This window comes from Paenibacillus sp. XY044, assembly GCF_002257645.1.
Taxonomy (GTDB): Bacteria; Bacillota; Bacilli; order Paenibacillales; family Paenibacillaceae; genus Paenibacillus_AQ.
The window spans coordinates 111,112-133,348 of sequence record NZ_NQMO01000002.1 but is presented as its reverse complement, the minus strand read 5'-3'; the positions used below and the strand labels follow the sequence as shown (position 1 = coordinate 133,348).

General features: G+C 55.6%; 21 protein-coding genes and 1 pseudogene. 4 read left to right on the top strand and 18 right to left on the bottom strand.

Annotated features, from left to right (window positions below; all coding sequences use genetic code 11):
* Positions 1-480: 480 nt before the first annotated feature.
* Positions 481-2,316 carry an ABC transporter ATP-binding protein gene (locus CJP46_RS08740; RefSeq protein WP_256992269.1) on the bottom strand — a complete coding sequence of 612 codons (1,836 nt, stop codon included), beginning with the start codon at positions 2,314-2,316 and terminating at the stop codon, positions 481-483.
* A 121-nt stretch (positions 2,317-2,437) separates the two neighbouring features.
* Here CJP46_RS08740 and CJP46_RS08735 point away from each other — a divergent pair, with 121 nt between their 5' ends.
* Together CJP46_RS08735 and CJP46_RS08730 are read left to right on the top strand one after the other, a co-directional pair.
* Positions 2,438-3,073: a MarR family winged helix-turn-helix transcriptional regulator gene (locus tag CJP46_RS08735; protein ID WP_094595248.1), complete on the top strand. Its 636-nt coding sequence runs from the start codon at positions 2,438-2,440 to the stop codon at positions 3,071-3,073.
* 30 nt (positions 3,074-3,103) lie between these two features.
* Positions 3,104-3,289, top strand: a pseudogene (locus tag CJP46_RS08730) (VOC family protein); the annotation flags it as partial.
* 89 nt (positions 3,290-3,378) lie between these two features.
* On the opposite strand, the gene groL reads toward CJP46_RS08730, so the two are convergent.
* The 7 genes from groL to CJP46_RS08695 all read right to left on the bottom strand — a co-directional run bounded on the left by groL (position 3,379) and on the right by CJP46_RS08695 (position 8,752).
* Positions 3,379-5,007 carry a chaperonin GroEL gene (gene groL, locus CJP46_RS08725; RefSeq protein ID WP_094595247.1) on the bottom strand — a complete coding sequence of 543 codons (1,629 nt, stop codon included), beginning with the start codon at positions 5,005-5,007 and terminating at the stop codon, positions 3,379-3,381.
* Positions 5,008-5,099: 92 nt separating this feature from the next.
* Positions 5,100-5,381, bottom strand: a complete 282-nt coding sequence (gene groES, locus CJP46_RS08720) for a co-chaperone GroES (RefSeq protein WP_076174926.1) — start codon at positions 5,379-5,381, stop codon at positions 5,100-5,102.
* Between the two features lie 373 nt (positions 5,382-5,754).
* Complete coding sequence (tatC, locus tag CJP46_RS08715; RefSeq protein WP_094595246.1) at positions 5,755-6,528, bottom strand: twin-arginine translocase subunit TatC; 774 nt, start codon at positions 6,526-6,528, stop codon at positions 5,755-5,757.
* A 97-nt stretch (positions 6,529-6,625) separates the two neighbouring features.
* Positions 6,626-6,883 (bottom strand): twin-arginine translocase TatA/TatE family subunit, encoded by a 258-nt coding sequence (locus CJP46_RS08710; RefSeq protein ID WP_076175208.1) that lies wholly within the window; start codon positions 6,881-6,883, stop codon positions 6,626-6,628.
* 219 nt (positions 6,884-7,102) lie between these two features.
* On the bottom strand, positions 7,103-7,588 hold the full coding sequence (locus CJP46_RS08705; RefSeq protein ID WP_094595245.1) for a MogA/MoaB family molybdenum cofactor biosynthesis protein: 486 nt from the start codon (positions 7,586-7,588) through the stop codon (positions 7,103-7,105).
* An 83-nt stretch (positions 7,589-7,671) separates the two neighbouring features.
* On the bottom strand, positions 7,672-8,145 hold the full coding sequence (gene moaC, locus CJP46_RS08700; protein WP_094595244.1) for a cyclic pyranopterin monophosphate synthase MoaC: 474 nt from the start codon (positions 8,143-8,145) through the stop codon (positions 7,672-7,674).
* Positions 8,126-8,752 carry a 5-formyltetrahydrofolate cyclo-ligase gene (locus CJP46_RS08695; protein ID WP_256992268.1) on the bottom strand — a complete coding sequence of 209 codons (627 nt, stop codon included), beginning with the start codon at positions 8,750-8,752 and terminating at the stop codon, positions 8,126-8,128. Before CJP46_RS08695 ends, moaC begins: the two co-directional genes overlap by 20 nt.
* A 192-nt stretch (positions 8,753-8,944) precedes the next feature.
* Here CJP46_RS08695 and CJP46_RS08690 point away from each other — a divergent pair, with 192 nt between their 5' ends.
* The gene (locus CJP46_RS08690; RefSeq protein WP_094595242.1) at positions 8,945-10,909 is read left to right on the top strand and encodes an ABC-F family ATP-binding cassette domain-containing protein; all 1,965 of its coding nucleotides are present in this window, start codon (positions 8,945-8,947) and stop codon (positions 10,907-10,909) included.
* Between the two features lie 629 nt (positions 10,910-11,538).
* On the opposite strand, the gene tsaD is transcribed toward CJP46_RS08690, so the two are convergent.
* The 6 genes from tsaD to CJP46_RS08660 all read right to left on the bottom strand — a co-directional run bounded on the left by tsaD (position 11,539) and on the right by CJP46_RS08660 (position 15,729).
* On the bottom strand, positions 11,539-12,585 hold the full coding sequence (gene tsaD / locus CJP46_RS08685; protein WP_094595241.1) for a tRNA (adenosine(37)-N6)-threonylcarbamoyltransferase complex transferase subunit TsaD: 1,047 nt from the start codon (positions 12,583-12,585) through the stop codon (positions 11,539-11,541).
* 15 nt (positions 12,586-12,600) lie between these two features.
* Positions 12,601-13,101, bottom strand: coding sequence for a ribosomal protein S18-alanine N-acetyltransferase (gene rimI, locus CJP46_RS08680; RefSeq protein ID WP_094595240.1), 501 nt, complete (start codon positions 13,099-13,101; stop codon positions 12,601-12,603).
* 19 nt (positions 13,102-13,120) lie between these two features.
* Entirely contained in the window at positions 13,121-13,897 is a 777-nt protein-coding gene (gene tsaB / locus CJP46_RS08675; protein ID WP_094595239.1) for a tRNA (adenosine(37)-N6)-threonylcarbamoyltransferase complex dimerization subunit type 1 TsaB, read from the bottom strand.
* A complete protein-coding gene (gene tsaE / locus CJP46_RS08670) occupies positions 13,894-14,388 on the bottom strand; it encodes a tRNA (adenosine(37)-N6)-threonylcarbamoyltransferase complex ATPase subunit type 1 TsaE (RefSeq protein WP_373557975.1) in 495 nt (164 codons plus the stop codon). The genes tsaB and tsaE overlap by 4 nt, the downstream gene beginning before the upstream one ends.
* Positions 14,389-14,494: 106 nt before the next feature.
* The gene (locus CJP46_RS08665; RefSeq protein WP_094595238.1) at positions 14,495-15,046 is read right to left on the bottom strand and encodes a nucleotidyltransferase family protein; all 552 of its coding nucleotides are present in this window, start codon (positions 15,044-15,046) and stop codon (positions 14,495-14,497) included.
* Positions 15,047-15,234: 188 nt separating this feature from the next.
* Entirely contained in the window at positions 15,235-15,729 is a 495-nt protein-coding gene (locus CJP46_RS08660) for a DUF2269 domain-containing protein (RefSeq protein WP_256992267.1), read from the bottom strand.
* Positions 15,730-16,080: 351 nt separating this feature from the next.
* Here CJP46_RS08660 and CJP46_RS08655 point away from each other — a divergent pair, with 351 nt between their 5' ends.
* Positions 16,081-16,818 carry an alpha/beta fold hydrolase gene (locus CJP46_RS08655; protein WP_094595236.1) on the top strand — a complete coding sequence of 246 codons (738 nt, stop codon included), beginning with the start codon at positions 16,081-16,083 and terminating at the stop codon, positions 16,816-16,818.
* A 71-nt stretch (positions 16,819-16,889) separates the two neighbouring features.
* On the opposite strand, the gene CJP46_RS08650 is transcribed toward CJP46_RS08655, so the two are convergent.
* From CJP46_RS08650 to CJP46_RS08635, 4 genes are all read right to left on the bottom strand, one after another.
* On the bottom strand, positions 16,890-17,291 hold the full coding sequence (locus tag CJP46_RS08650; RefSeq protein WP_094595235.1) for a DUF1801 domain-containing protein: 402 nt from the start codon (positions 17,289-17,291) through the stop codon (positions 16,890-16,892).
* Positions 17,292-17,489: 198 nt separating this feature from the next.
* Complete coding sequence (locus tag CJP46_RS08645) at positions 17,490-18,572, bottom strand: LLM class flavin-dependent oxidoreductase (RefSeq protein WP_094595234.1); 1,083 nt, start codon at positions 18,570-18,572, stop codon at positions 17,490-17,492.
* 28 nt (positions 18,573-18,600) lie between these two features.
* Complete coding sequence (locus CJP46_RS08640) at positions 18,601-20,100, bottom strand: DHA2 family efflux MFS transporter permease subunit (protein ID WP_256992266.1); 1,500 nt, start codon at positions 20,098-20,100, stop codon at positions 18,601-18,603.
* 34 nt (positions 20,101-20,134) lie between these two features.
* Positions 20,135-22,231, bottom strand: a complete 2,097-nt coding sequence (locus CJP46_RS08635) for a dipeptide ABC transporter ATP-binding protein (protein ID WP_094595233.1) — start codon at positions 22,229-22,231, stop codon at positions 20,135-20,137.
* Positions 22,232-22,237 lie beyond the last annotated feature (6 nt).

The window sequence follows — 22,237 nt, the reverse complement described above, 5'->3', positions numbered from 1 at the left end:
TTAAATCTACATTTTCTCTCATATTAATCTTGAATTGTTATCGCAATGTAAAATCAGGGAGATGTCCTAGAAATAGCCGCAAATCGGATCGAAATTCACGCTCGGAAGAGTCAGGATTTCCGGCTGAGCAGCATCATCATGCGCGTTACGGATAGCATGGAAACGTATGCGGTTGCGGCCGGAGGCTTTGAAATGCCTAGTCTGCACCCAGCCGCCCATGACACATAAGCAGCTTCATATGCGTTTTTCGCTGTCCCGGCAGCAAAAAAACGTCAAGTACATGGAGGGAATGTACCTAACGTTTACTCTTACTCGTTTCCAGTCATTTGAGCCCCTTTCTTTAAACCGCGTACTGTCTTCCAGCCGGTTCGTGGACTGGCGATTTCATTCGTGTTTCCCCATCCACGATCCGTCCGACGTCCTACTCCAGGGAAGTCATGAACATCAAGCAGGGGGTATGAAAAAATGTCATATCGTAGACTACAATTCGGTGCTGAATGCTTTTCGTTCAAACTGCTTGCTGTGTAGATCGGTATAAACCCCGTTTTTAAGCAGAAGTTCTCCATGATTTCCTTCCTCAATAATAGCTCCATCCTTAACGACGAGAATCTTATCGGCGGCCATGATCGTGGAGAGGCGGTGGGCGATCACGATGCTCGTTTTGTCCCTCAGAAGGAGATGCATCGCTTTTTGAATGTAATATTCCGATGCCGTGTCCAGCGATGAGGTAGCCTCATCCATAATAATAATGGACGGGTTTTTCAAAAGAACTCTCGCAATGGAAATTCTCTGTTTCTCGCCTCCGGACAGCTTGATTCCCCGGTTTCCGACGACCGTGTCGTACCCTTCGGGTAGCCCGGTGATTAAATCATGAATATACGCCGCTTTGCAGGCCTTCATCATCTCTTCCTCGCTTGCACCGCTGTCTGCGTACAGCAAGTTCTCTCGTATCGTTCCGTTAAAGAGGTAACTATCCTGTGTGACGAGGCCAATTTGCGAGCGCAAGGATTCCAGCGTCATATCGCGATTATCCGTCCCTCCGATGCGGATGCTTCCGGCATCCCTCTCGTAAAGACGCGGAATCAGGTTGGTGATGGTCGTTTTTCCGGCTCCGCTCGGGCCGACGAGGGCAGTCATTGTGCCGGAGGCTGCGGTGAACGAAATGTCCTGCAAGGCCTGTTTATCCTTCTGGTACGCAAAACACACGTCTTTGAAAACGATGTCTTGTTTCATTAAGTTCACGGCCTTGGCAGGGGGCAGATTCACGATTCCGGGCTCCATATCAAAATAATCAAAAATACGTTCAAAGAGCGCAACCGATCTTTTAATATCCACGTATAGATTCGTCATCTGGCCAAAGGGGCCGTAAATCCGTCCGAGCAGCGCCACAAAGCTGATAATCGCTCCGACCGTAATTTCTCCATGGATGAACAGGTAACCTCCGTACAGATAAATAAGCATCGGTCCCAGGCTCGTAAACGTAGACAAGATCATCATGAACCAGCGGCCGGCCATGGATTCGCGGATCTGGAGCCGCGTCGACTCCCTGTTAATGGTTCTGAAGCTGTCATACTCCTTCTCTTCCCGCGTGAACAGCTTCATCAACAAATAACCGCTGATGCTCAGCGTCTCCTGAATGATATGGTTCTGTTCAGACATTTTTTCCTGCGTCCGTTTGGCCAGCTTCCATCGCACGTTGCCCATTTTTCTTGTCGGTATAATAAACAATGGCACGATCAAGATGCCCATGACCGCTAGCTTCCAATTCATGATCACAAGCGTGGCAACCGTGGTGGAAAGCACGAACAGATTACTGGCAAAATTGATCACCGTGCTGTTGAAGACGCCTTGGATGCCGGAAATATCGCTCGTCATCCGCGTAATGACCTCACCCTGCTTGACGGCGGAGAAAAACTGCAGAGGCATCCGCTGCAAATGGCTGTACATCTGATTCTTCATGTCGAAAACGATGCTTTGAGAGATAACAGAGTTTAAATAGCTCTGCCATACACCGAGCAGTCCTGACACGACTGTGGTTCCCAGCGAAACCAGCACCAGCTCCGCCAGAAGTCTCATATTTTTGTCCGGAAGCGCATGATCGACGATCCGCTGGATCAGAATCGGAGGCAGCAGCCCCAATAAAGACGAAACCAGCAGGATCAACAACACCAGCATCGTCTGCTTCCAATATGGCTTGAAATACGTGAAAATGCGAATCAGCATAGCCTTCGACATATTGGGTTTCTGCTGGGTGTCATCGAATTTCATCCGGCCAAAGCCCGCCCCCGGCATGCCTCCCCCATACATTTTGGACATGGGTCACCCTCCCTATGGTTATGAATACATGGATCAGATATTGACTTGATAATAAGGTACCTGTATGATGATGTCAAGGTACCTTATTATCAGGCACCTGAATATTAAGGAGGAACGAACCATGAACGAAAACAATACAAGCTTAATGGAACAAATATTTCAGTTTATGAAGCTGCTGCGCAGATATCAGTTTCATGTTCGCGGAGATCAGGATCATTTCGGAGATCCCCACCGGGGACAAGGACGGGTGCTCGCGCTTCTGAAGATAAAACCTGAAATTACGCAAAAGGAGTTGACGTATGTGCTCAATATGCGTAATCAGTCTCTAGGCGAGCTCCTCACCAAACTCGAGCGGAATGGCTTAATCACGAGAGCCCCGTCGGAAGATGACCGCAGGGTCATGAACGTAAAACTGACGGAAGCCGGGGCGAAAGCCGCCGATCAGCTCGAACAGCGGCAGCAGGATGAGAACAAGCTCTTCGATTGCCTGAATGAAGAAGAGCAGGCCAAATTAAGCGAATATATGAATCGATTGATCGATCAGATGGAGCAGCAGTTGGGAGGCGATGCAGGTTCTGGGGATTTCTGGGGCGGACATGGACGTCATCGGCCTCCTTTCGGCCCGAACGGCAATGGGCCTCACGGATTCCGGTTTCAAAGAAAGATGGGCTTTCCCAATCTTGGATGGGGGCCAGACAGAGTACCGCGGGACGAACGCTTCGGCGGTCCGCGCTCCGGGCAGGATCATCAGCATTAAAAATTTGATGACGGACAAGAGCTAGATGCGATGATAAAAGTTTCGGGGGGAATTTTTTGGAGAACCAAGAAACTTGAAGTCATAAAAAATGGGACGGTGATAAAACCCCAATCAGGAAATGAGACTACTTTTTTTGCAGAGAATGACAGTAACTTTCCAACGGAACACAAGTAGTGTTAAATTTCCAAGTGCATCCTAAACGAGACGATCAAGCACGAGTTAAGTTTCCTACCGAGTATATACGAAAAGGCTCCCTCGCGGGAGCCTTTCTCTTTATTGCTATATCAGGGTAATTGGGCCCTTTATTACATCATGCCGCCCATTCCACCCATGCCGCCCATATCTGGCATAGCTGGTTTTTCTGGTTCAGGCTTGTCGGCGATGACAGCTTCGGTAGTCAGGAACATCGAAGCTACGGAAGCCGCGTTTTGCAGAGCGGAACGCGTTACTTTCGCAGGGTCAACGATCCCTGCTTCGAACATGTTCACCCACTCGTCCGTTGCAGCGTTATAGCCGATGCCCACGGTTTCTTTTTTCAAGCGGTCCACGATAACGGAGCCTTCTTGACCCGCGTTGGCAGCGATGGTGCGGATTGGCTCTTCCAAAGCGCGCAGAACGATGTTCACGCCTGTTTTTTCGTCGCCAGTCACGTCAACAGCAGCTACCGCATGGTATACGTTCACGAGGGCCGTACCGCCACCGGAAACCATACCTTCTTCAACCGCAGCGCGGGTTGCGTTCAGGGCGTCTTCGATGCGCAGTTTGCGCTCTTTCAGTTCGGTTTCGGTTGCAGCACCGACTTTGATAACCGCTACGCCGCCAGCCAATTTAGCCAGACGCTCTTGCAGTTTCTCCTTGTCGAATTCGGAAGTCGTTTCTTCCAGCTGTGCACGGATTTGCGAGATACGGGCGTTGATGTCGTTCTTGTCTCCGCTTCCGTCCACGATCGTCGTGTTTTCTTTAGTAACGCGCACTTGGCGTGCATTACCCAATTGCTCGATGGATGTGGTCTTCAGATCCAGACCGAGCTTTTCGGTGATCACTTGGCCGCCAGTCAGAGCAGCGATATCCTGCAGCATTGCTTCGCGGCGGTCGCCGAAGCCAGGAGCTTTAACGGCAACAGCGTTGAATGTTCCACGCAGTTTGTTCACGATCAGCATCGCTTGAGCTTCGCCTTCGATGTCCTCGGCGATGATGACAAGCGGTCTTGCTTGTTGAACGATTTTCTCAAGCAGCGGCAGGATTTCTTGTGTGCTGCTGATTTTTTTATCGGTAATCAGGATATATGGATTTTCAAGGATGGCTTCCATTTTATCCGTGTCCGTAATCATGTATGGAGAAATGTAGCCGCGATCGAACTGCATGCCTTCCACGACTTCCAGCTCCGTTGCGAACCCGCGGGATTCTTCGACGGTGATAACGCCGTCTTTGCCCACTTTGTCCATCGCTTCAGCAATCAGTTGACCTACTTCTTCGTCAGCTGCAGAAACGGAAGCAACTTGTGCGATTTCATGGTTAGCTTTAACCTCGATCGCAATGTTCTTCAGCTCGGCTACTGCCGCTTTAACCGCTTTGTCGATCCCTTTGCGGATCACCATAGGGTTAGCGCCTGCAGTTACGTTCTTCAGACCTTCGCGGATCATAGCTTGAGCCAGAACTGTAGCCGTCGTTGTTCCGTCACCGGCTACATCGTTCGTCTTCGTCGCTACTTCTTTGACCAGTTGAGCGCCCATGTTTTCAAAAGCGTCTTCCAGTTCGATTTCTTTGGCGATCGTCACACCATCATTGGTGATGAGCGGGCTGCCGAATTTTTTCTCCAGAACGACGTTGCGGCCTTTAGGTCCGAGCGTCACTTTTACAGCGTTAGCCAAAGCGTCTACACCACGCAGCATGGAGCGGCGTGCGTCTTCACTGAAACGGATATCTTTTGCCATGTTGATAAAAACCTCCCATAAATGATATAGATGTTGCTCATATGTTCAGGCTCTTCGCCGAAAATTCAATCCTCGCCGGATCAAAAAATCGCTTAGCCTACGATTGCATGTATGTCGCTTTCTTTCATAATCAAATATTCTTTACCTTCATATTTGATTTCTGTTCCGGCATATTTGGAGAACAACACGCGGTCGCCTTCTTTCACTTCCAAAGGAACGCGAGCCCCGTCTTTAACGGCTCCGCTGCCGACAGCGATAATTTTGCCTTCTTGCGGCTTTTCCTTAGCGGAGTCCGGAAGGACAATCCCGAATGAAGTCGTTTCCTCTTGTTGGATTGGTTCTACCAAAACGCGGTCACCCAAAGGTTTGATCATGAAAAATAGCCTCCTTATTTAGTATGTTGTGATGCGGTTAAAGTCTGGTTGACAGTTTTCATTAGCACTCGACAACGTTCAGTGCTAACAACCACTTTTATGATACTCAACTTGGGAACAGATTTCAAGTCCTCTTTGAAGCATTTTTCTAAGAACTTCACACTTTTCATAGCACCTCCGCCGAACCTGTCCCATCCTTCATCGGACAAGCCTTGCACAGGCCTCCGCGGCGCATAAGACACCCTCCATCATTGTATCCACCGGAATCCGAAATATGCCGCTTTCCGTAATTTCTGAAAAAAGAATTGCCCGTTTTCGAAGAAAAGAAAAAAAGCATCCCTTTTCCATCAAGAAAAAGAATGCTTGCGTCCTCTTATTGCGGTTCGGCCGGAAACCGGTAACTGGCCTCCACCGCCGCATCCGCGGCCAGCTGCTTGCGATACACAACGGAGGATAAAAACACACTGAACTCATACAGCACGAGCAGCGGAATCGTCACGAGAAAATCCGAAATGAAATCCGGCGGCGTAATGACGATCGCGATAAATACGAGGGCAAAATAGGCGACCTTCCGCATTTTCCGCAGCCGCAGCGGATTCAAGATCCGCAGCTTGGTCAGAAACATGACGATGATCGGCAGCTCGAACAGCAGCGCCACCGGCACGACCAAAGTAAACAAAAAGCTGAAGTATTGGGATATGCCGTACGTCTCCTTCAGTCCCATCGACTCGGTCACCTGGGTCGTAAAGCCCAGCGCCATCGGGAATACAACGTAATAACCGAAGGCAAGTCCGGCCAGAAACAGCAGAAATACGTAAGGCACATAGCGCAGCGCGGCTTTGCGTTCCACATCGCGGAGACCCGGGCTGACGAAAGCCCACAGCTGGTACGCCGTAAACGGAATCGTCGCCACGAGCGATACGATCATGGCGATTTTCATGTACATGCCGATCCCGTCCCAGAAGGAAAATGCGTGCAGTTCGAAATCCTTGGCCGAGTCGACGCTGATCAGGTACTGATATATGGGATTGGCGCAAACCAGGCCGACCACGAGCCCGAGCACGAGCACGACCAGGACGTAAATGATCCGTTTGCGCAGCTCGCCTAAATGCTCGACGATCGACATTTCTTCCTGTTTTTCCACCATGAGGTCACCTTCCTTCTCGCTTTAAGCCTTCAGGACAAAACAAAATCCCTCCCCGCAAGGAAGGGATGAATCTGGACTGCCTGGATTTCTCTCAAAATTACTCCGGCAGACGCTTATCTTGGGCAGCGCTGCTCTGCACAGGTGCAGGCTGCTGCGTTTCGCTTGCGGCCAGCGGCTTAGGCTCGCTCTTGCGCGGCGCCTGATCGTCCTCGCCGATGATATCGCGGGCACCGTCCTTGAACTCGCGGAATGTGCGGCCGACGGCCCGCCCAAGTTCAGGAAGCTTGTTGGGTCCAAACAGCAGCAATGCCAAAATGACCAGCAAAATAATCCCTGGCACTCCGATTCCACTCAGCATATTGTATTCTCCTCTCTGTACTTTACTCTTAACCAAAATCCGGATATGTAACACACCGTGTCCGAGTAAAGCAGATCATTGATGGAAGTTTGCATATCGATTGGGCTTGTTCACAGCAATGACATAAAATTGCCACATCGCCATCATACCATAACACGGATGACTACAATATCAATTAAGTGTGACAATTTTGAAAAAAGTCAGGTAAATGCTGGATTATTGGCGGAATTGCCCGGTCACCATCAGCAGCGCTTCCGGCAGCTGGTCCATAATGGCCGCCAAGTGCTCGTGCACGCCCTTGGGCGTGCCCGGCAAGTTGACGATCAGCGTCCGGCCGCGGATGCCGACAATGCCGCGGAACAGCATGGCCGCACGGTTCTTCTGCATGACGGTCGCCCGCATGGCTTCCGCAATGCCGGGCACCTCCCGTTCGATGACACGGCGGGTGGCCTCGGGGGTCACGTCCCGGATCGCAAGCTCCGTGCCTCCGGTCGTGAGCACCAGATCCGCCTGAAAATAATCCGTCAATTCAATGAGCGATGCAATAATATCATCCTGCTCGTCGGGAACGATGCGGTATTCCACGATCTCCCCGCCCAGTTCCTCCTCCACCAGCTCCCGGATGACCTGTGCGCTCGTATCTTCACGTTCACCTCGGGCTCCCTTATCGCTTGCCGTCAGGATCGCTGTTCTCCACACCATAAGATCACCCCTCCTCCTTTAATCCTATGTTCTTGTCTTTATTAAAAACCGTCCGATTCGCGCAGGTGTTGCTCCCGCCCTGCTTAAGCTTCGCGGCTGTAATCGCCGCTCTTGCCGCCGGTCTTGGATTCCAGCCGGGTCGGACCGATAACCATATCTTTCTGCAGCGCCTTGCACATGTCATAAACGGTCAGGGCGGCAGCCGATACAGCGGTCAGCGCCTCCATCTCGACGCCGGTCTTACCCGTAGTCTTCACAGTTCCTTCTATATAAAGTTCATCATTTCCGTTATCGCTGAAATGAATATCGATGCCTGTCAGCGGCAGCGGGTGGCACATCGGAATGATATCCGACGTTTTCTTCGCCGCCATGACGCCGGCGACCGAAGCGACGGCGAGCACGTCTCCTTTGCCGATCCGCCCTTCCTTGATCCGCGCCAGCGTTTCGGGCGCCATCGTGACCGTCGTGCGGGCCATCGCCGTACGCGTGGTGACGTCCTTCTCCGAGACATCCACCATTTTGGCCCGCCCTTGTTCGTTAAAATGCGTCAGATCCATCGTCAGCCCCCTTGTTTATCGTGTATATCCCTTGGTCGGTTATGAGGACTTGAAGACGAGCGTCGTTATCGTCCATGGGGACCCGGTTCACCACCTGCGGCGCAAAACCGATCCCGGCCCAGACCGGCATGGTGCCGTCAACAGCCGCAGCAGACCACCGGTCGTGCAGCCGGTCGTAGTAACCCGCGCCGTACCCGAGTCTTCCGCCCTCCATATCAAAAGCGAGGCCAGGCACCAGCACCACATCCGGCAGCATCCCGTCCTTCTCGGCCTGCACCTGCTCCGGGTCCGGCTCCAGGATGCCGTATGCGCCGGCCTGAAGCTCGTCCCATCGCCGCAGCTGGTGAATCGTCATGGAACGATCCCCAGGAATGCAGCGCGGGACGTAAACATCCACGCCCCGAAGCCATGCCCGCTCGATCAGCGGCCGCGTGTCCATCTCGCTTCGGAACGGAACGTACACCATTACGCTCCGGCAGCCTGCCGATTCCATCCACGCCGATGCATGTCGGCAGGCCTGATCGGACGCCCGTCTTCGCTCCTCTTCAGGCAGACCATCCCGCATCTGCCGCATGGCGAAGCGAAGACGCGCCTTCTCTTCATTCATCCAAGCCGCCCCCTGTGGCATCAAACGACGCTTTCGATTTTCAGCCCTGCATCCGTTGATTTGCTCTTATCTTACCACTGTTGCTTCTCTTTCGCCAAGATTGTCCCGAAGTCCTGCACTGCAAGTCGCGCATTCTTAGTATTTCATGTAAACTGGTCTTATTAAGAAGATAGATGGAGGTTGCAACAGCACATGCTTCTTCAAGCGAGTGGAATCAAAAAATTATACGGCATTACTCCCGTGCTGGAAGGCATCAACCTGCAGGTTCTGGAGAGGGAACGCATCGGCCTCGTCGGCGTCAACGGCGCGGGCAAGTCGACCCTTCTGCAAATTTTGGCAGGGGAAATGTCCTATGACGGCGGGCAAATTTATAAATCGAAGGAAACAACGATCGGCTATCTCGCCCAGAACAGCGGGCTTCAGTCCGACCGCACCATTTGGGAAGAAATGCTGGATGTGTTCGCCCCTTTAATCGAAACGGAAAAAGAGCTCCGGGTGATGGAGCAGCAGATCGCAGATCCGGTAGTCATGGACAATCCGAAGAAATACCAGGAGCTGCTGGACCGTTATGCCTCCCGTTCGGACTGGTTCAAAGACCACGGGGGCTACGAAATGGAGACACGGATCCGCAGCGTGCTGCACGGTATGGGCTTTGGCAGCTTTGCGCCGGATACCCCGATCGCCACGCTCAGCGGCGGGCAGAAAACCCGGCTTGCGCTGGCGCGCATCCTGCTGCAAGCCCCGGACCTGCTTATGCTCGACGAGCCGACCAACCACCTGGACATTGCGACGCTGACCTGGCTCGAGGATTATTTGCGTGCGTATGCCGGATCGCTGCTGGTCGTATCCCACGACCGGTATTTCCTGGACCGCCTCGTGACGACCATCGTCGAAATCGAGCGGCATCAGTCCAAGCGGTATACGGGCAATTACAGCCGTTATATGGAGCTGAAGGCAGCCGAGTACGAATCCCAGATGAAGCAGTACGAGAAGCAGCAGGACGAAATCACCAAGATGGAAGCATTTATCCAGCGCAACATCGTTCGTGCGTCGACCACCAAGCGGGCCCAGAGCCGGCGCAAGGCGCTCGAGAAAATGGACCGGATGGACAAACCGCTCGGCGATTTGAAGAAAGCGCACTTCTCCTTCGAAGTCGAGTACATGTCCGGCAAAGAGGTGCTGCAGGTACGGGACCTTTCCGTGTCGTTCCAACCGCCGAAGACGCTGTTTAAAGACGTATCCTTCGACCTGCGCCGCGGCGAAACAGTCGCGCTCATCGGGCCGAACGGGATCGGTAAATCAACTTTGCTCAAGTGCCTGATCGGGAGCAGCCAGCCGCAGACCGGGGCGATCCACTGGGGGACCAAGGTCAAAATCGGGTATTACGATCAGGAGCAGACCAACCTCAATCCGGCCAACACCGTGCTCGAGGAGCTCTGGAGTGCCTACCCGCACATGGAGGAAGCCCGGATTCGCACCGTGCTCGGCAACTTCCTGTTCAGCGGCGAGGACGTGCTCAAGAAAATCGCTGCGCTCAGCGGCGGCGAAAAGGCCCGGGTCTCGCTGGCCAAACTGATGCTGCTGGAAGCCAACATGCTCATTCTGGACGAGCCGACCAACCACCTGGACTTATTCAGCAAGGAAGTGCTGGAATCGGCCCTGATCGATTACGAAGGCACCCTGCTGTTCATTTCCCACGACCGGTACTTCCTGAACAAAATGGCCGAGCGCATTATTGAGCTTCATCCTGAAGGCGCCGAGCATTATCTCGGCAATTATGACGATTATTTAGCGAAAAAGCAGGAAATAGAGGAACTAAACCAAGAAGCGCTGGAGCAGGCAAACGGAGCCGGAGCGAAGAACAGCCCGTCCAAACCGGAGGCAGCAACCGATCCCGGCGACAAATCCGGCATATCCTCGTTCGAGGCCGACAAGCAGGCTAAGCGTGAGGAGCGGAACCGGCAGCGCAGGCTTGCAGCACTTGAGGAGCAGATCCAGAGCCTAGAGGAAGAAATTTCGGGCCTGGACGCCGAAATGGCCAAGCCGGAAGTCTATCAGGATTACGTCGCCCTGCAGGAGCACCAGCAACAGCAGGAGGAAAAGAAAAGTCTGCTGGAAACGATTTATGCCGAATGGGAAACATTGGCTGCAGAGTAAGCCGATTTTCAGCAAGTGGAACCGGTGGAAGCTCCAAAGTTCGAACTTTTGTCAAATTTACAAAAAAACTTTTAATGTTAAGATTCCACTTATTCACAGCCTTATCCCCAAAAAAAGTGCATAACTCCCAACAAAAGATGGCCCTGAGGGCCATTTTTTGTTGAGTAAATGCGCCTCTTTGTAAAATATCCATCTTTATCCACTAAATTATCCACATTATCCACAGTTTTCACAGAAGACCTGTGAAAAACCTATCCCCGTTTTCACCATCCTTATAAACCAGCGGTTTTATTAAGAAACAGGTGGTTGTGCACAATTTCGGTGGAATATGTGGATAACCTTGTCCACATCTTGACAAGGACCAGGTCCTAAAATATAGCCCCAACCTTGCTCACGGCTTGCCGATTCACCGCTTCTTCCGGCAGACATGACAGGGGTCTTCGACGGCATGACGGCTTTTTCGTCCTCTATCGTCGGACAACAAACGCCATAACGGCCAAGGATGCAAAAACAGCCTGCTGTCTCATCAAAGAGACAACAGGCTGTTCAGTTTCACCAGTACACCTGGGCTATGTTTGCTGCCTTTCCTCCGGCTGGTGCCAGGAAGATCGGAAAGGTTTAGCAGGCATTTATGTCCGAACGGACCATTCCTCCAGCGAAAATTGCGGCAATGCCCGCAGGTCCAAACCGGCGAACTGCTGCTCCTTCCATTTCAAATAGGCGGCGGCTCCGATCATGGCCGCATTATCCGTGCAATATTTGAACGGCGGGATAATCAGCTCAATGCCTTCCTGCTCGCATTGGCGGGACAGTTCCGCCCGCAGGCCCTTGTTCGCCGCCACGCCCCCGCATAGCAGCAGCTGCTTCGCATGGTATGACTTCACCGCACGGATCGACTTGGTGACAAGCACTTCCACGACGGATTCCTGGAAGCCGCGCGCAATCGCCCCCTCCGCAGCCGGCTCCCCGCGCATTTTGCGCTGATTCACCACGTTCAGCACCGCCGATTTCAACCCGCTGAAGCTGAAATCGTAGCTGTCCGGCTCAAGCCAGACCCGTGGAAGCTGGATCGTCTCTTCCGATTCCAGCGCCAGACGGTCCACGTGCGGGCCGCCCGGATACGGAAAGCCGAGCGCCCGCGCCACTTTATCGTACGCCTCGCCGACCGCGTCATCTCTCGTGCGTCCGATGACTTCGAAGCGGCCCTCTTTTTCCAGGTAAACCAGCTCCGTATGCCCGCCGGAAGTCACCAGCGCCATACACGGGTACTTGAGGTCGGCCACCAGGTTGTTGGCATAAATATGGCCGGCAATATGATGCGTGCCGATCAGCGGCTTCGAGAGCGCAAACGCCAGACTGGTCGCCGCGACGACACCGACAAGCAAAGCCCCGACGAGGCCGGGACCTTGGGTGACGGCAATCGCCGACAAGTCCTGCAGGGTAATGCCCGCGGCCTGCACCGCTTCCTGAAGCATCAGCGTAATATTCTCGACATGTTTGCGGGAAGCGACCTCCGGCACGACGCCGCCAAACGCCTTGTGGGTTTCAATCTGGCTGGCGATCAAGTTGCTAAGGACCTCTTTGCCGTCCTTGACCACTGCGGCGGACGTTTCGTCACAGCTCGTTTCCACCGCCAAAATATAACATGGTTGTGATTGTATGTTGGCTTGATTCATTGTGTACTTTCCTTCCTAGCCGCGGGCGCCCTGACTGTGGTCCGGAAACAACTCGGCCCACATGATCATCGCGTCCTCCTGGTTGTCCGAATAATATCCCTTCCGGAGCCCGGCCGGCTCGAATCCCATTTTCATATATAAGTTTTGCGCGACCCGGTTGGAGACACGGACTTCGAGCGTCATCCGCTTCATGCCGAGCTGCGAGGCCGTCTTCATCAGCTCAAGCAGCAGGCGCTCTCCCCATTTGCGGCCGCGGTACGGAGACAAAACGGCAATATTCGTCACATGCGCTTCGTCAATGACCGTCCACATTCCCGCATATCCGACAGGTTCTCCGTTCCATTCCATCATCATATAACGCGCAAAATGATTATGCGTCAGCTCGTTGCGGAACGCCTCCTCCGTCCAGGGCAAAGTGAACGCATCATGCTCGATCACCATGACGGCGGGTATATCCTCTAATGTCATCGGACGGAAGCTTAATCCTTCCGCGTCCTGATTGATCTCCTGCTCCATGATTGTCAAAAGACTCCCTTCACGGCTTGCGCAGGAGCTTTTCAGCTTCGGCAAGCTGCGTATAGTTTGGCACCAGGGCGTGCAGCTCATCCTGCTCTCCCCGGAGGAGACGGTCCGCACCGAGCTTTCCTACCGGCTCCCCTTTCATATCGCAGGAAGTCAGATGAAGCCGGTCTCCCAGTATGGAATGAAGCCGCTGCGCCGATTCCTGATGATGACCGATATCGCCGACAAAATGGACGGCATCCGGCCATTCTTCCTCCGGCATGGACAAGAGGAGCTGCTCCAGCTCCTCTACCCAAGGCTGCACCAGGCGAATGGCATCGTCCTTCTTCCGCAGCGGGATGTCCGCCTGCCCGGCCGCAAACAATGCCGTATACGCCTGCCCCCTTCTGGCGTCCACGAGCGGAATGACCCAGCTCGTTCCGGTTGAGGCCCGTGAGCCCGGGCCGGCCATCAGTCCGCTCCAGGCCAGCGCATGCAGGCTGGAAATGCCGGCGACCGGCACGTTCCAGGCCCAGGCCAGCGTCTTGGCGGCCGTGACGGCAATCCGGGTCCCGGTATAAGAGCCCGGACCGATGCCGACGGCGACGCCATCGACTTGGGATGCATCAACGCCGGCCTCCCGCAAGCCTTTCTGAATCAAAGGCAGCAAATGGACCGAATGGTTTCGCTCGCCTGAAGCCTCGATCGTATGCAGCACGCGGCCATTCTCCATCACCGCCAGCGCCAGACAGGCTGTTGAGGTGTCCAGCGCCAAAAACCGCCGCAGCGGCTGTGAATTCTCGTTATTCATGTTGATACGACTCCATTTCTGTTCAAACTGCCGACCCAATCTTCATAAGGCTGTCCATACCCCCGGACCGTAATGCTTCGCTCCATGGGGCTGGCAGTCTCAATATAGATATGCAAATGCCGAACCGGCAGCAGTTCTTCGATGATTTGCGACCATTCGACCAGACTGACGCCGTTTCCGAAGAAGTACTCGTCCAGTCCGAGATCCTCGGCCTCCTCCAGAGACACCCGGTATACATCCATATGGTAAAAGGGCATCCGCCCTTCGTATTCCTTAATAATGGTGAATGTTGGGCTGTTCACAACATCTTGCACCTCAAAATGCCTGGCGAACGCCTGCGAAAAGGCGGTCTTCCCCGCCCCCAGATCGCCGTCCAGGCCGATCACGGTCCCCGGCTCCGCTACGCCTGCCAGCCACGCGGCCAGCGCTTCCGTATCCTCGGGGCTGCGGGAGGAATAGATGAACGGTTTCCCGTTATGATTACTTTCCACGATGGGATCCACCTTCTCCTTCCAAATTCCATGTATGCAACTTGCCCTTAATTATATCGGTCAACCCTGACACCCGCAAGGACTGAGGGGCGGCGTGCCCCGGCTCCTAGTCCTCGAGGATGGTGAGGCGCGGCCACTGACGCTGCCAGTTCTTCGATCGCACCCGGCTGACATAATAGGCCTTATCCTCGAACCGGGGACTTCTGCGAACGACAAGGCTGAACAGATCGTCCAGCCCGTAAGGGGCGATGATCTCCAGCCTGTTCCCGGAATCCAGGCGTGCACCGACGGCGGTCGCCGTCTCCGGCCACCAGCTGACCGCGTCCTCTGAGGAACGGTAAGGCGGGTTGCCGTTGCGAATATGCATGCGGGCTTGATTTTTAACGGACCATTTATCGTTCCCGGTCTGGTCGATCAGCCCCTGCTCCAGCTGTACTTCGCGCGCCTCCGACAGGTCCTCGGGATCATAGAAAATAACGTCAATATCGGTGTGGGCCGCCTGGTTCGAAAACCCGTGCAGCCGGTCCCACACCGTTCCCCGGATGTACCCGGCCGCGATGTAGCACTGCGGAAGCCCCAGCTCCCGCACCCGCTCCAAATCTTTCATCAAATGCTCATTTTCCCGGATATACTGCCGCAAACGTTCCTCGTAGGACATGCGCATCCTCCAATCCCTTTGGCGGCTCATTCGCCGTGTTCCTTCATTATATCACGGAATCACGGATGAACCGTTCCGGGGGGCGGTGATCAGCAGACTCCACTGCTTCTTGCCAACGAGCAAAGCCCCTGTACCGACAGGAACAGGGGTTATTTTTCGCGTGGAAACGTGAAAGATCGTAACGAAGCTTATTTCCATTTCTTTTTCCAGGGCTTTATGACCGAAATGATGAATATGACCAGCGTCAAGCCGATCTGGATGAGGACAAACGTATTTCTGAGCCCGTGGTTATGGAGAAATACAGGGTCACCAAGCGCCTTCAGGCCCTTTGTCTCCAGCAGATTGAGATTGGCGAGCATCAGCTTATCCACAACGAAAATGCCGATAAACGTCTGCAGAATGAAGAGAATCCATTTGACGGTCAGCCAGCGGTGCCTGAAGAAGCCCCATGACGTAAAAAAGCCGTAAACGAAGGCAACCGCCAGCGTCCCTACGGCTCCCGTCCGGATCACGCCGTCGCTGATAAGCACGATGACTTTATAAGATTTCAGCGTATCTTCATAGCTGCTTAAGCCCAGCGTAAAATTGACGGTCACCGAACTTAGGATGCCGCCGAAAAACAATGACACCAATACAATATGCAAGATTTTCAGCCACTTCATGGCGGATACGCTCATCTTCATCACTTTGCCATCCCCTTCCCCTTGGGCCCACGGTTCTTCCACTTTCGGATTTGGGCCGCAGGTCCTATCTTACCGACCGGAGATTGCAAACCTGTGACAATAATTTACGCAAGCCGTGAAATTTGGCAGCAAGTCTCAACATCTGCGGAACATGGCGAATCAGGATAGCTGCAGGATCGACAGTATCTTTAGAAAAGCGGCCATTCGACAATCTCCACTGACCGTAGCTGTCAGGGAAGCCCGGGTATGATGAGGATGAGGTTGATGGGCAAGCAGCCCGCAGAGTCGCCAATACGCTGGCAGCACAGCCTGCCGGCATTACATTGAAGATCAAAATGGAGGAGATAGCGAGTGGATAAGATTCAGCTGGATCGCAAACCAATCGGATACGTGTTCATTCATGGGGCGGGCCTGAACGCCCGAATATGGGAAGAGGTTGCAAAGGAGCTTCATGCACCTTGGCTGGCGATGAATTATCCGGGCCGGGGACCGGATAACGAAGGGATCGGCAAGCTGTCTTTACAGGATTATTGTGAATATATGAAGGAACAAATCCGCGGTTGGGACGTGGAAAAATTGATCCTGGTCGCTCATTCCCTCGGGGGTGTGCTCGGTCTGAACATCGCCGCCGAAATGGCGGACCGGGTCGTCGGCTTTGCCGCCGTCGGAGCGGTCATCCCCCGCAGCGGGGGATCGTTCGTGTCCGCCTTCCCTCCGGGCCAGCGGTTCCTGCTTCCTCTGATGATGCGCTTGTTCGGAACCAAACCTCCGGAACAAGCCATCCGCCGCGGGCTCTGCAGCGACCTCACCGAAGAGCAGGCTGATGAAATTGTCCGCGGATTCACCCCCGAATCGATCCGGGTCTACACGGACCGGGTGGAGGCATCGTCCCGGCTCCAAATCCCTTCCCTGTACGTCAAGCTTGGTCGGGATCAGGAGCTGAAGCCCGGCTTGCAGGACCAGATGGCCGGAAAGCTGGGCGCCCGGGTCGAACGCCTTGAGTCCGGGCACCTGCCCATGCTGAGCCATCCGAATGAGCTGCGTCAGCTGCTTCAGCGCTTCGGTGCCTCGGTGTCTGCGGCACGATAACGAACCGCCGGCCCCACTGCGCTCCAAAATCAATGAAGGGGTGAGATACCTCCTCCCTTCCTTCAAACTTGTTAGCCTGAGACTTCGAGCCATTTGCGGATGATAGCCTGCAGCACATCCCGCTTGGACTCGACATCTTCCATATCGGTAAACCGGATCGTCGCCCGGTCAGGGGCAGACCATTCTAACAGCTCCTGCCCCTGTTCCTGTTCGAAATACAGCCTGAGGTCGGTAGAATCTTTTGGCTTGGCTCCACGATGAAGAACCAGCCTGAAAAATCCCTTTCCATGAAGATTAAAGGTCACCCTGTCGTCATTATGGGAGAGAAAGCTTGGGGCATTCCACTTGATATGCTCGGAGAGCCCTTCGTCCGTGTTCAAAATGATTTTCCGCACTTCCTCAATCTCAGGCTTAAGCGGATGATCCAGCTGTTTTAGAAAATCCTCCACATGCTGACTGGACGGCTTCGGCACGGTTACCACTCCTGACCTCGTATATTTTGGTGGACTACATTCGCTGTACTATATCTGATGTCCTGCCTCCTATTTAAGGTATCAGGCAAAAATAACGCATGGGTCAACGCGAATCGGTAGCCGTGTATGGGGAACGCCTATCGTTTAACGAATCCGGAAGTGATGCCGATCGCAGAGGTCTCTTAACGGCAGACCCGATTACGATTCAGATAAAACGGCTTCCTCTTCTCCGGCCAGCACCGGTCCGCTCTCCCATACCTGGCTCGGAATTTCGCGCTTCAATACCGGCACCACTTCCTCCGCGAACCGCTGCAGCTGCTCCTGCTGCTCTGACTCCGTCAGCCCATCCACGCTGATGCTCAGCACCGTATGGCCAAACGCTTCATGGTAATTCAGGATCTTCTCGATCACCTTCTCGGGGCTGCCGATCAGCGCCGGGCCGTTCTCGATCTGATCCTCCAGGCTGTGAAAAGGCGACTGGTTATGCTTGGCCGATTCCGTCGCGCTGAAGGCCGTATAATAAGGCCGGTACCTGCGGACCGCCTCCTCGGTCGTATTCCCCAAGTACAGGCTGCCGGAACCCGCACCGACGACCGTTTTGGCGGGATCGTGGCCGTAATAGGCCAGACGTTCGCGGTAATGATCGATCAGCGCTTTATATTTGGCCTGAGGATGAAAGGCGTTGGAGGAAAAAATCGGCTCACCGAACCGGGCCGCCAGCTCGGTCGAGCGTGTGCTCGAGGCGCTGCCGTGCCAGACCGGAATGGTGGCCTGGTATGGACGAGGAAACGTCGTCACCTCCCGCAGCGGCGGCCGGTACTTTCCTTCCCAGGTGACATTTTCTTCTGCCCACAACCGTTTTAGCAGCCTGTACCGCTCTTCTATCGAGTCCCACTGCTCTTCCTCCGTAATGCCGAACAGCGGATAATGCCGCGGATCGTTTCCTTTACCGATGATCATCTCCAGCCGGCCGCCGGATAGATGGTCGAGTGTGGCGTAATCCTCGGCCACCCGCACCGGATCCAGCACGCTCAGCACGGTGACGGTCGTGAGCAGGCGGATGCGGGATGTACGGGCCGCGATAGCGGTCAGCACCACAGGCGGCGCCGAGGACAGGAAGGGAGCCCCGTGTCGTTCTCCCACGCCGTAAGCGTCAAAGCCAAGCTTCTCGGCGAGGACCGCCTGCGAGATGACATTGTGGAACTTTTGCTGCGTAGTCAGGGACTCCCCCGTCACGGCATTGGGAAGATTCATCATAAGGCTGAATACAGCCACTTTCATATTGGATTTCGCCTCCTATCCATTCCAATCAGTTGAGTTTGGTCGGCTGATCCAGACGTTGTCTGGTGCCCGCCGCTTCTTTTCGCTTACGGAGAAGGAGCGCAAGGGGGATGGCCAGCGCCACCAGCGCGCTCGCGAACAAAAACGCATCGTCGATGCTCCGCGTATATGCCTCGCGGCGTACCCACTCCGTGCCTTGCGCCGCATATTCGGCATGCAGCCGGGATTCGTGCACGCTCATCCGCGCATAAAACACCGACGTGAACATGCCGAGCGCTCCCGCGCTGAATAACTGCCGCAGCCAGTTGATCAGGGCCGACGCGTGGCCCGATTCGGACTGCGGAACCGCCGCCATCGCGGCACTGGTCGCCGGGGTCAGCGACAGCCCCGTACCAACGTTGCGGATCGCCAGCCAGATCATCACGGAAACAAGCGTCGTTTCCGTGCCGAGCCGGCTGAAGCGAAAGGTAGTTACCAGCAGGATCAGGCTGCCCAGGGCAATCAGCGCTGCCGGCCCAAAGGTGCGGTAACCTCTCCCCGACACGAACGTGGCCAAGGTCAGACAGGCAGCCGCCGGGAGAAAGAGCAGCCCGACCTGAAAGGACGACAGCCCTTGAACTTCCTCCAGGAACAGCGGTACGAAGTATACGCCCGAGTAGAGGGCAAAGGACAGGATCAGCGATACGCCAAGGCTTGCAGCAAACGTGAAATTGCCGAACAGCCTGAGGTTCAGCAGCGGTTCCTTCGCCCGAAGTTCGACCCGGATGAAGAAAATGGTGCAGGCGCCGCCGATCAGAAGGCAGCCCCACGTCCAGACCGACTGCATACCCCAGGCGTGCAGATTGCCGAACAGCAGCAAGAAGGCGAGGCTGCCTGCGGTGGCCAGCAGGAGACCGGTGGCATCCAGATGCTTTTGCGGACCGCGCGTATCCTTCGGGAGCAGGATGCGGCCGGCTATCCAGGCCAGAATGCCGGCGGGCAGCGTCACGAGAAAGATCAGGTGCCAGTCGTGCTGCTGAAGCCACCCGCTTACCGAAGGGCCGACCGCCGTGCCAAGCACCGTCGAAAACGACCAGACGCTAACCGCTAGAGGCTGTCTTGCTCGCGGCAGCGTCTGATAGATCATGGCCAGGGACACGGGCTGAATCAGTCCGCACCACAATCCCTGCAGCAGACGGAAGAAAATCAACGCGTAAATATTCCAAGACAGGGAGCACAGCACGGAACAGACGGTGATTCCCGCCAGCGACAGCAGAAACATCCGCCTGCCGCCGAAGCGGCTGGAGAGATAGCCGCTGACAGGTGCGATCATACCGAAGGCAAGCGTAAAGCCCGTAACGATCCACTGCACGGTCCCGAGGCCGGTGTGAAAGATGCCGATAAATCCGGGCAGCGAAACGTTTAAGGAAACCATGGGGTACATGCCGACAAAGGAACCGCAGAACAGGGTGAGCAGAACCGGCCAAAACGGCAGACCGTCCTGCCCTTCTTCGGCCTTTGCCGCGGCAGCGTTCATCGTGACTGACAATTCATAACCTCCCGTTCAGGTGGCGGCCATCCCGTCACAGCGCGAAATGGCAGGCCGCATGATGACCGCTGTCCAGCTGGCGCAGCGCCGGCTCTTCCTGGCGGCAGCGATCCGTGGCAAACGGACACCGGGTATGGAACCGGCAGCCCGAAGGCGGATTGGCCGGCGAAGGAATTTCCCCTTCCAGTCTGCCGGCCGGCTGGTCTTGGCGAGGCGTGGTCTGCGGTATGGCCTCAATCAGCGCCTGGGTATACGGATGGGCCGGAGCGAGAAACAGCGACTCGCTCGGTGCGATCTCCACGAGCTTCCCAAGATACATCACGCCGATCCGGTCCGACAGGTGCCGGACGACCTGCAGGCCATGGGCGATGAACATGTAGGTCAACCCCAGCTTCTGCTGCAGGTCCTGCAGCAGATTGATGATTTGGGCCTGAACCGATACGTCCAGCGCGGATACGGCCTCATCGGCGAGAATAAACCGCGGGTTCAGGGCGATCGCGCGGGCGATGCCGATCCGCTGCCGCTGCCCGCCGGAGAACTCGTGCGGATACCGCTGCGCCCAGGACGGGTCGAGCCCTACCAGCTCCAGCAGCTCGCTGACGCGGCGGCTGATGTCGGCGGCGGACCGCTGCCCCTGCCCGTGTACCTTGAGAGGCTCGGCAATGCTGTCTCCGATCTTCCAGCGCGGATCCAGCGATCCGTACGGATCCTGGAAAATGGTCTGCATATGCTGGCGGGCGTTGCGCAGCTCACGGCCTCCCAGATTCGTCAGATCTTTGCCGTCAAAGAGGACCCTTCCCGCCGTGGCACGCTCCATCTGGAGCAGCACCCGGCCCAGCGTCGACTTCCCGCTGCCGGACTCACCGACCAGTCCGAAGGTTTCCCGCTTGCGGATCGTAAAGCTGACGTCGTCCACGGCGCGGATCAGCTTCTTGGCTCTGCCGATGCCTCCGCCGTGCACCGGGTAATACTTTTTCAGGTGCTCCACGGTAAACAGTGCGCCAGGTTCAGCTGCCCCGGCTTCTTCGGTTTCGCCGCGTCCCCAAAGGCTCTCTTCTACGCCGCCTTCCGGTGCAGCACTTAAAATCACCTTCTCGCCGGAAGCCGCCGTTGTCCCGGAACCCGCCGGCGCGACGGATGCCATCCACCCCTCCGCTTGCACCAGCTCCTCCGCATGCCAGCAGGCGCTCCGGCGCTCGCCGGACCCGGTTAAGGCCGGCGCTTCCTGCGTGCAGCGCTCCGTGGCGAAAGGGCATCGCGGATGAAAGCGGCAGCCCTGCGGAAGAGCGGCCAGGCTGGGAATCGACCCTTCGATGGAATGCAGCTTCGTGCCGCGGATCGTGTCCAGCGTCGCGACGGAACGGAGCAAGCCCCGCGTATACGGGTGGCGTGGAAGGCGGAACAGCTCGGAAGCCGGCGCCTCCTCGACGATTTCGCCGGCATACATGACGACGACCCGGTCGGCAATTTCGGCGGCGATCCCGAGATCATGGGTGATCAGCAGGATCGACATGCCGAGCTCGGCCTGCAGCTCTTTCAGCAGGCGCAAAATTTGCGCCTGGATCGTGACGTCCAGCGCGGTGGTCGGCTCATCTGCGATGAGCAGGTCCGGCCCGCCGGACAGCGCCATCGCGATCATGGCCCGCTGCAGCATCCCGCCGGACAGTTCGCCCGGATACTGCTTCAGCCGCAGTTCCGGCTCCGGAATGCCCACCCGCTCCAGCAGCCGAGCGGCGCGCTCCCGGGCGTCCCGCTTGGAGACTTTCTCGTGCTGCAGAATCGTCTCCTGAATCTGCTGCCCGATCGTAAACACCGGATCGAAGGCCGCCATCGGCTCTTGGAACACCATCGCCATCCGTTTGCCGCGAATCCGGCGCAGTTCGGCCTCTGGCAGACCTGCCAGATCCGTGCCGTCCAATAGGAGACTTCCTCCGGTGATGCGCCCGTTCTCATGGTCGATCAGACGCATGATCGCTTTGGAGGCCACCGTCTTGCCGCTGCCCGATTCCCCGACGAGGCAGACGGTTTCCCCGGTTTCGATCGACAACGTCACGTCCCGAATCGCCTGCAGCGTCCCTTTCCGGGTCGTAAAATCGACGGACAGCTCCCGGATATCAAGCAATGTGCTCATTGAAGT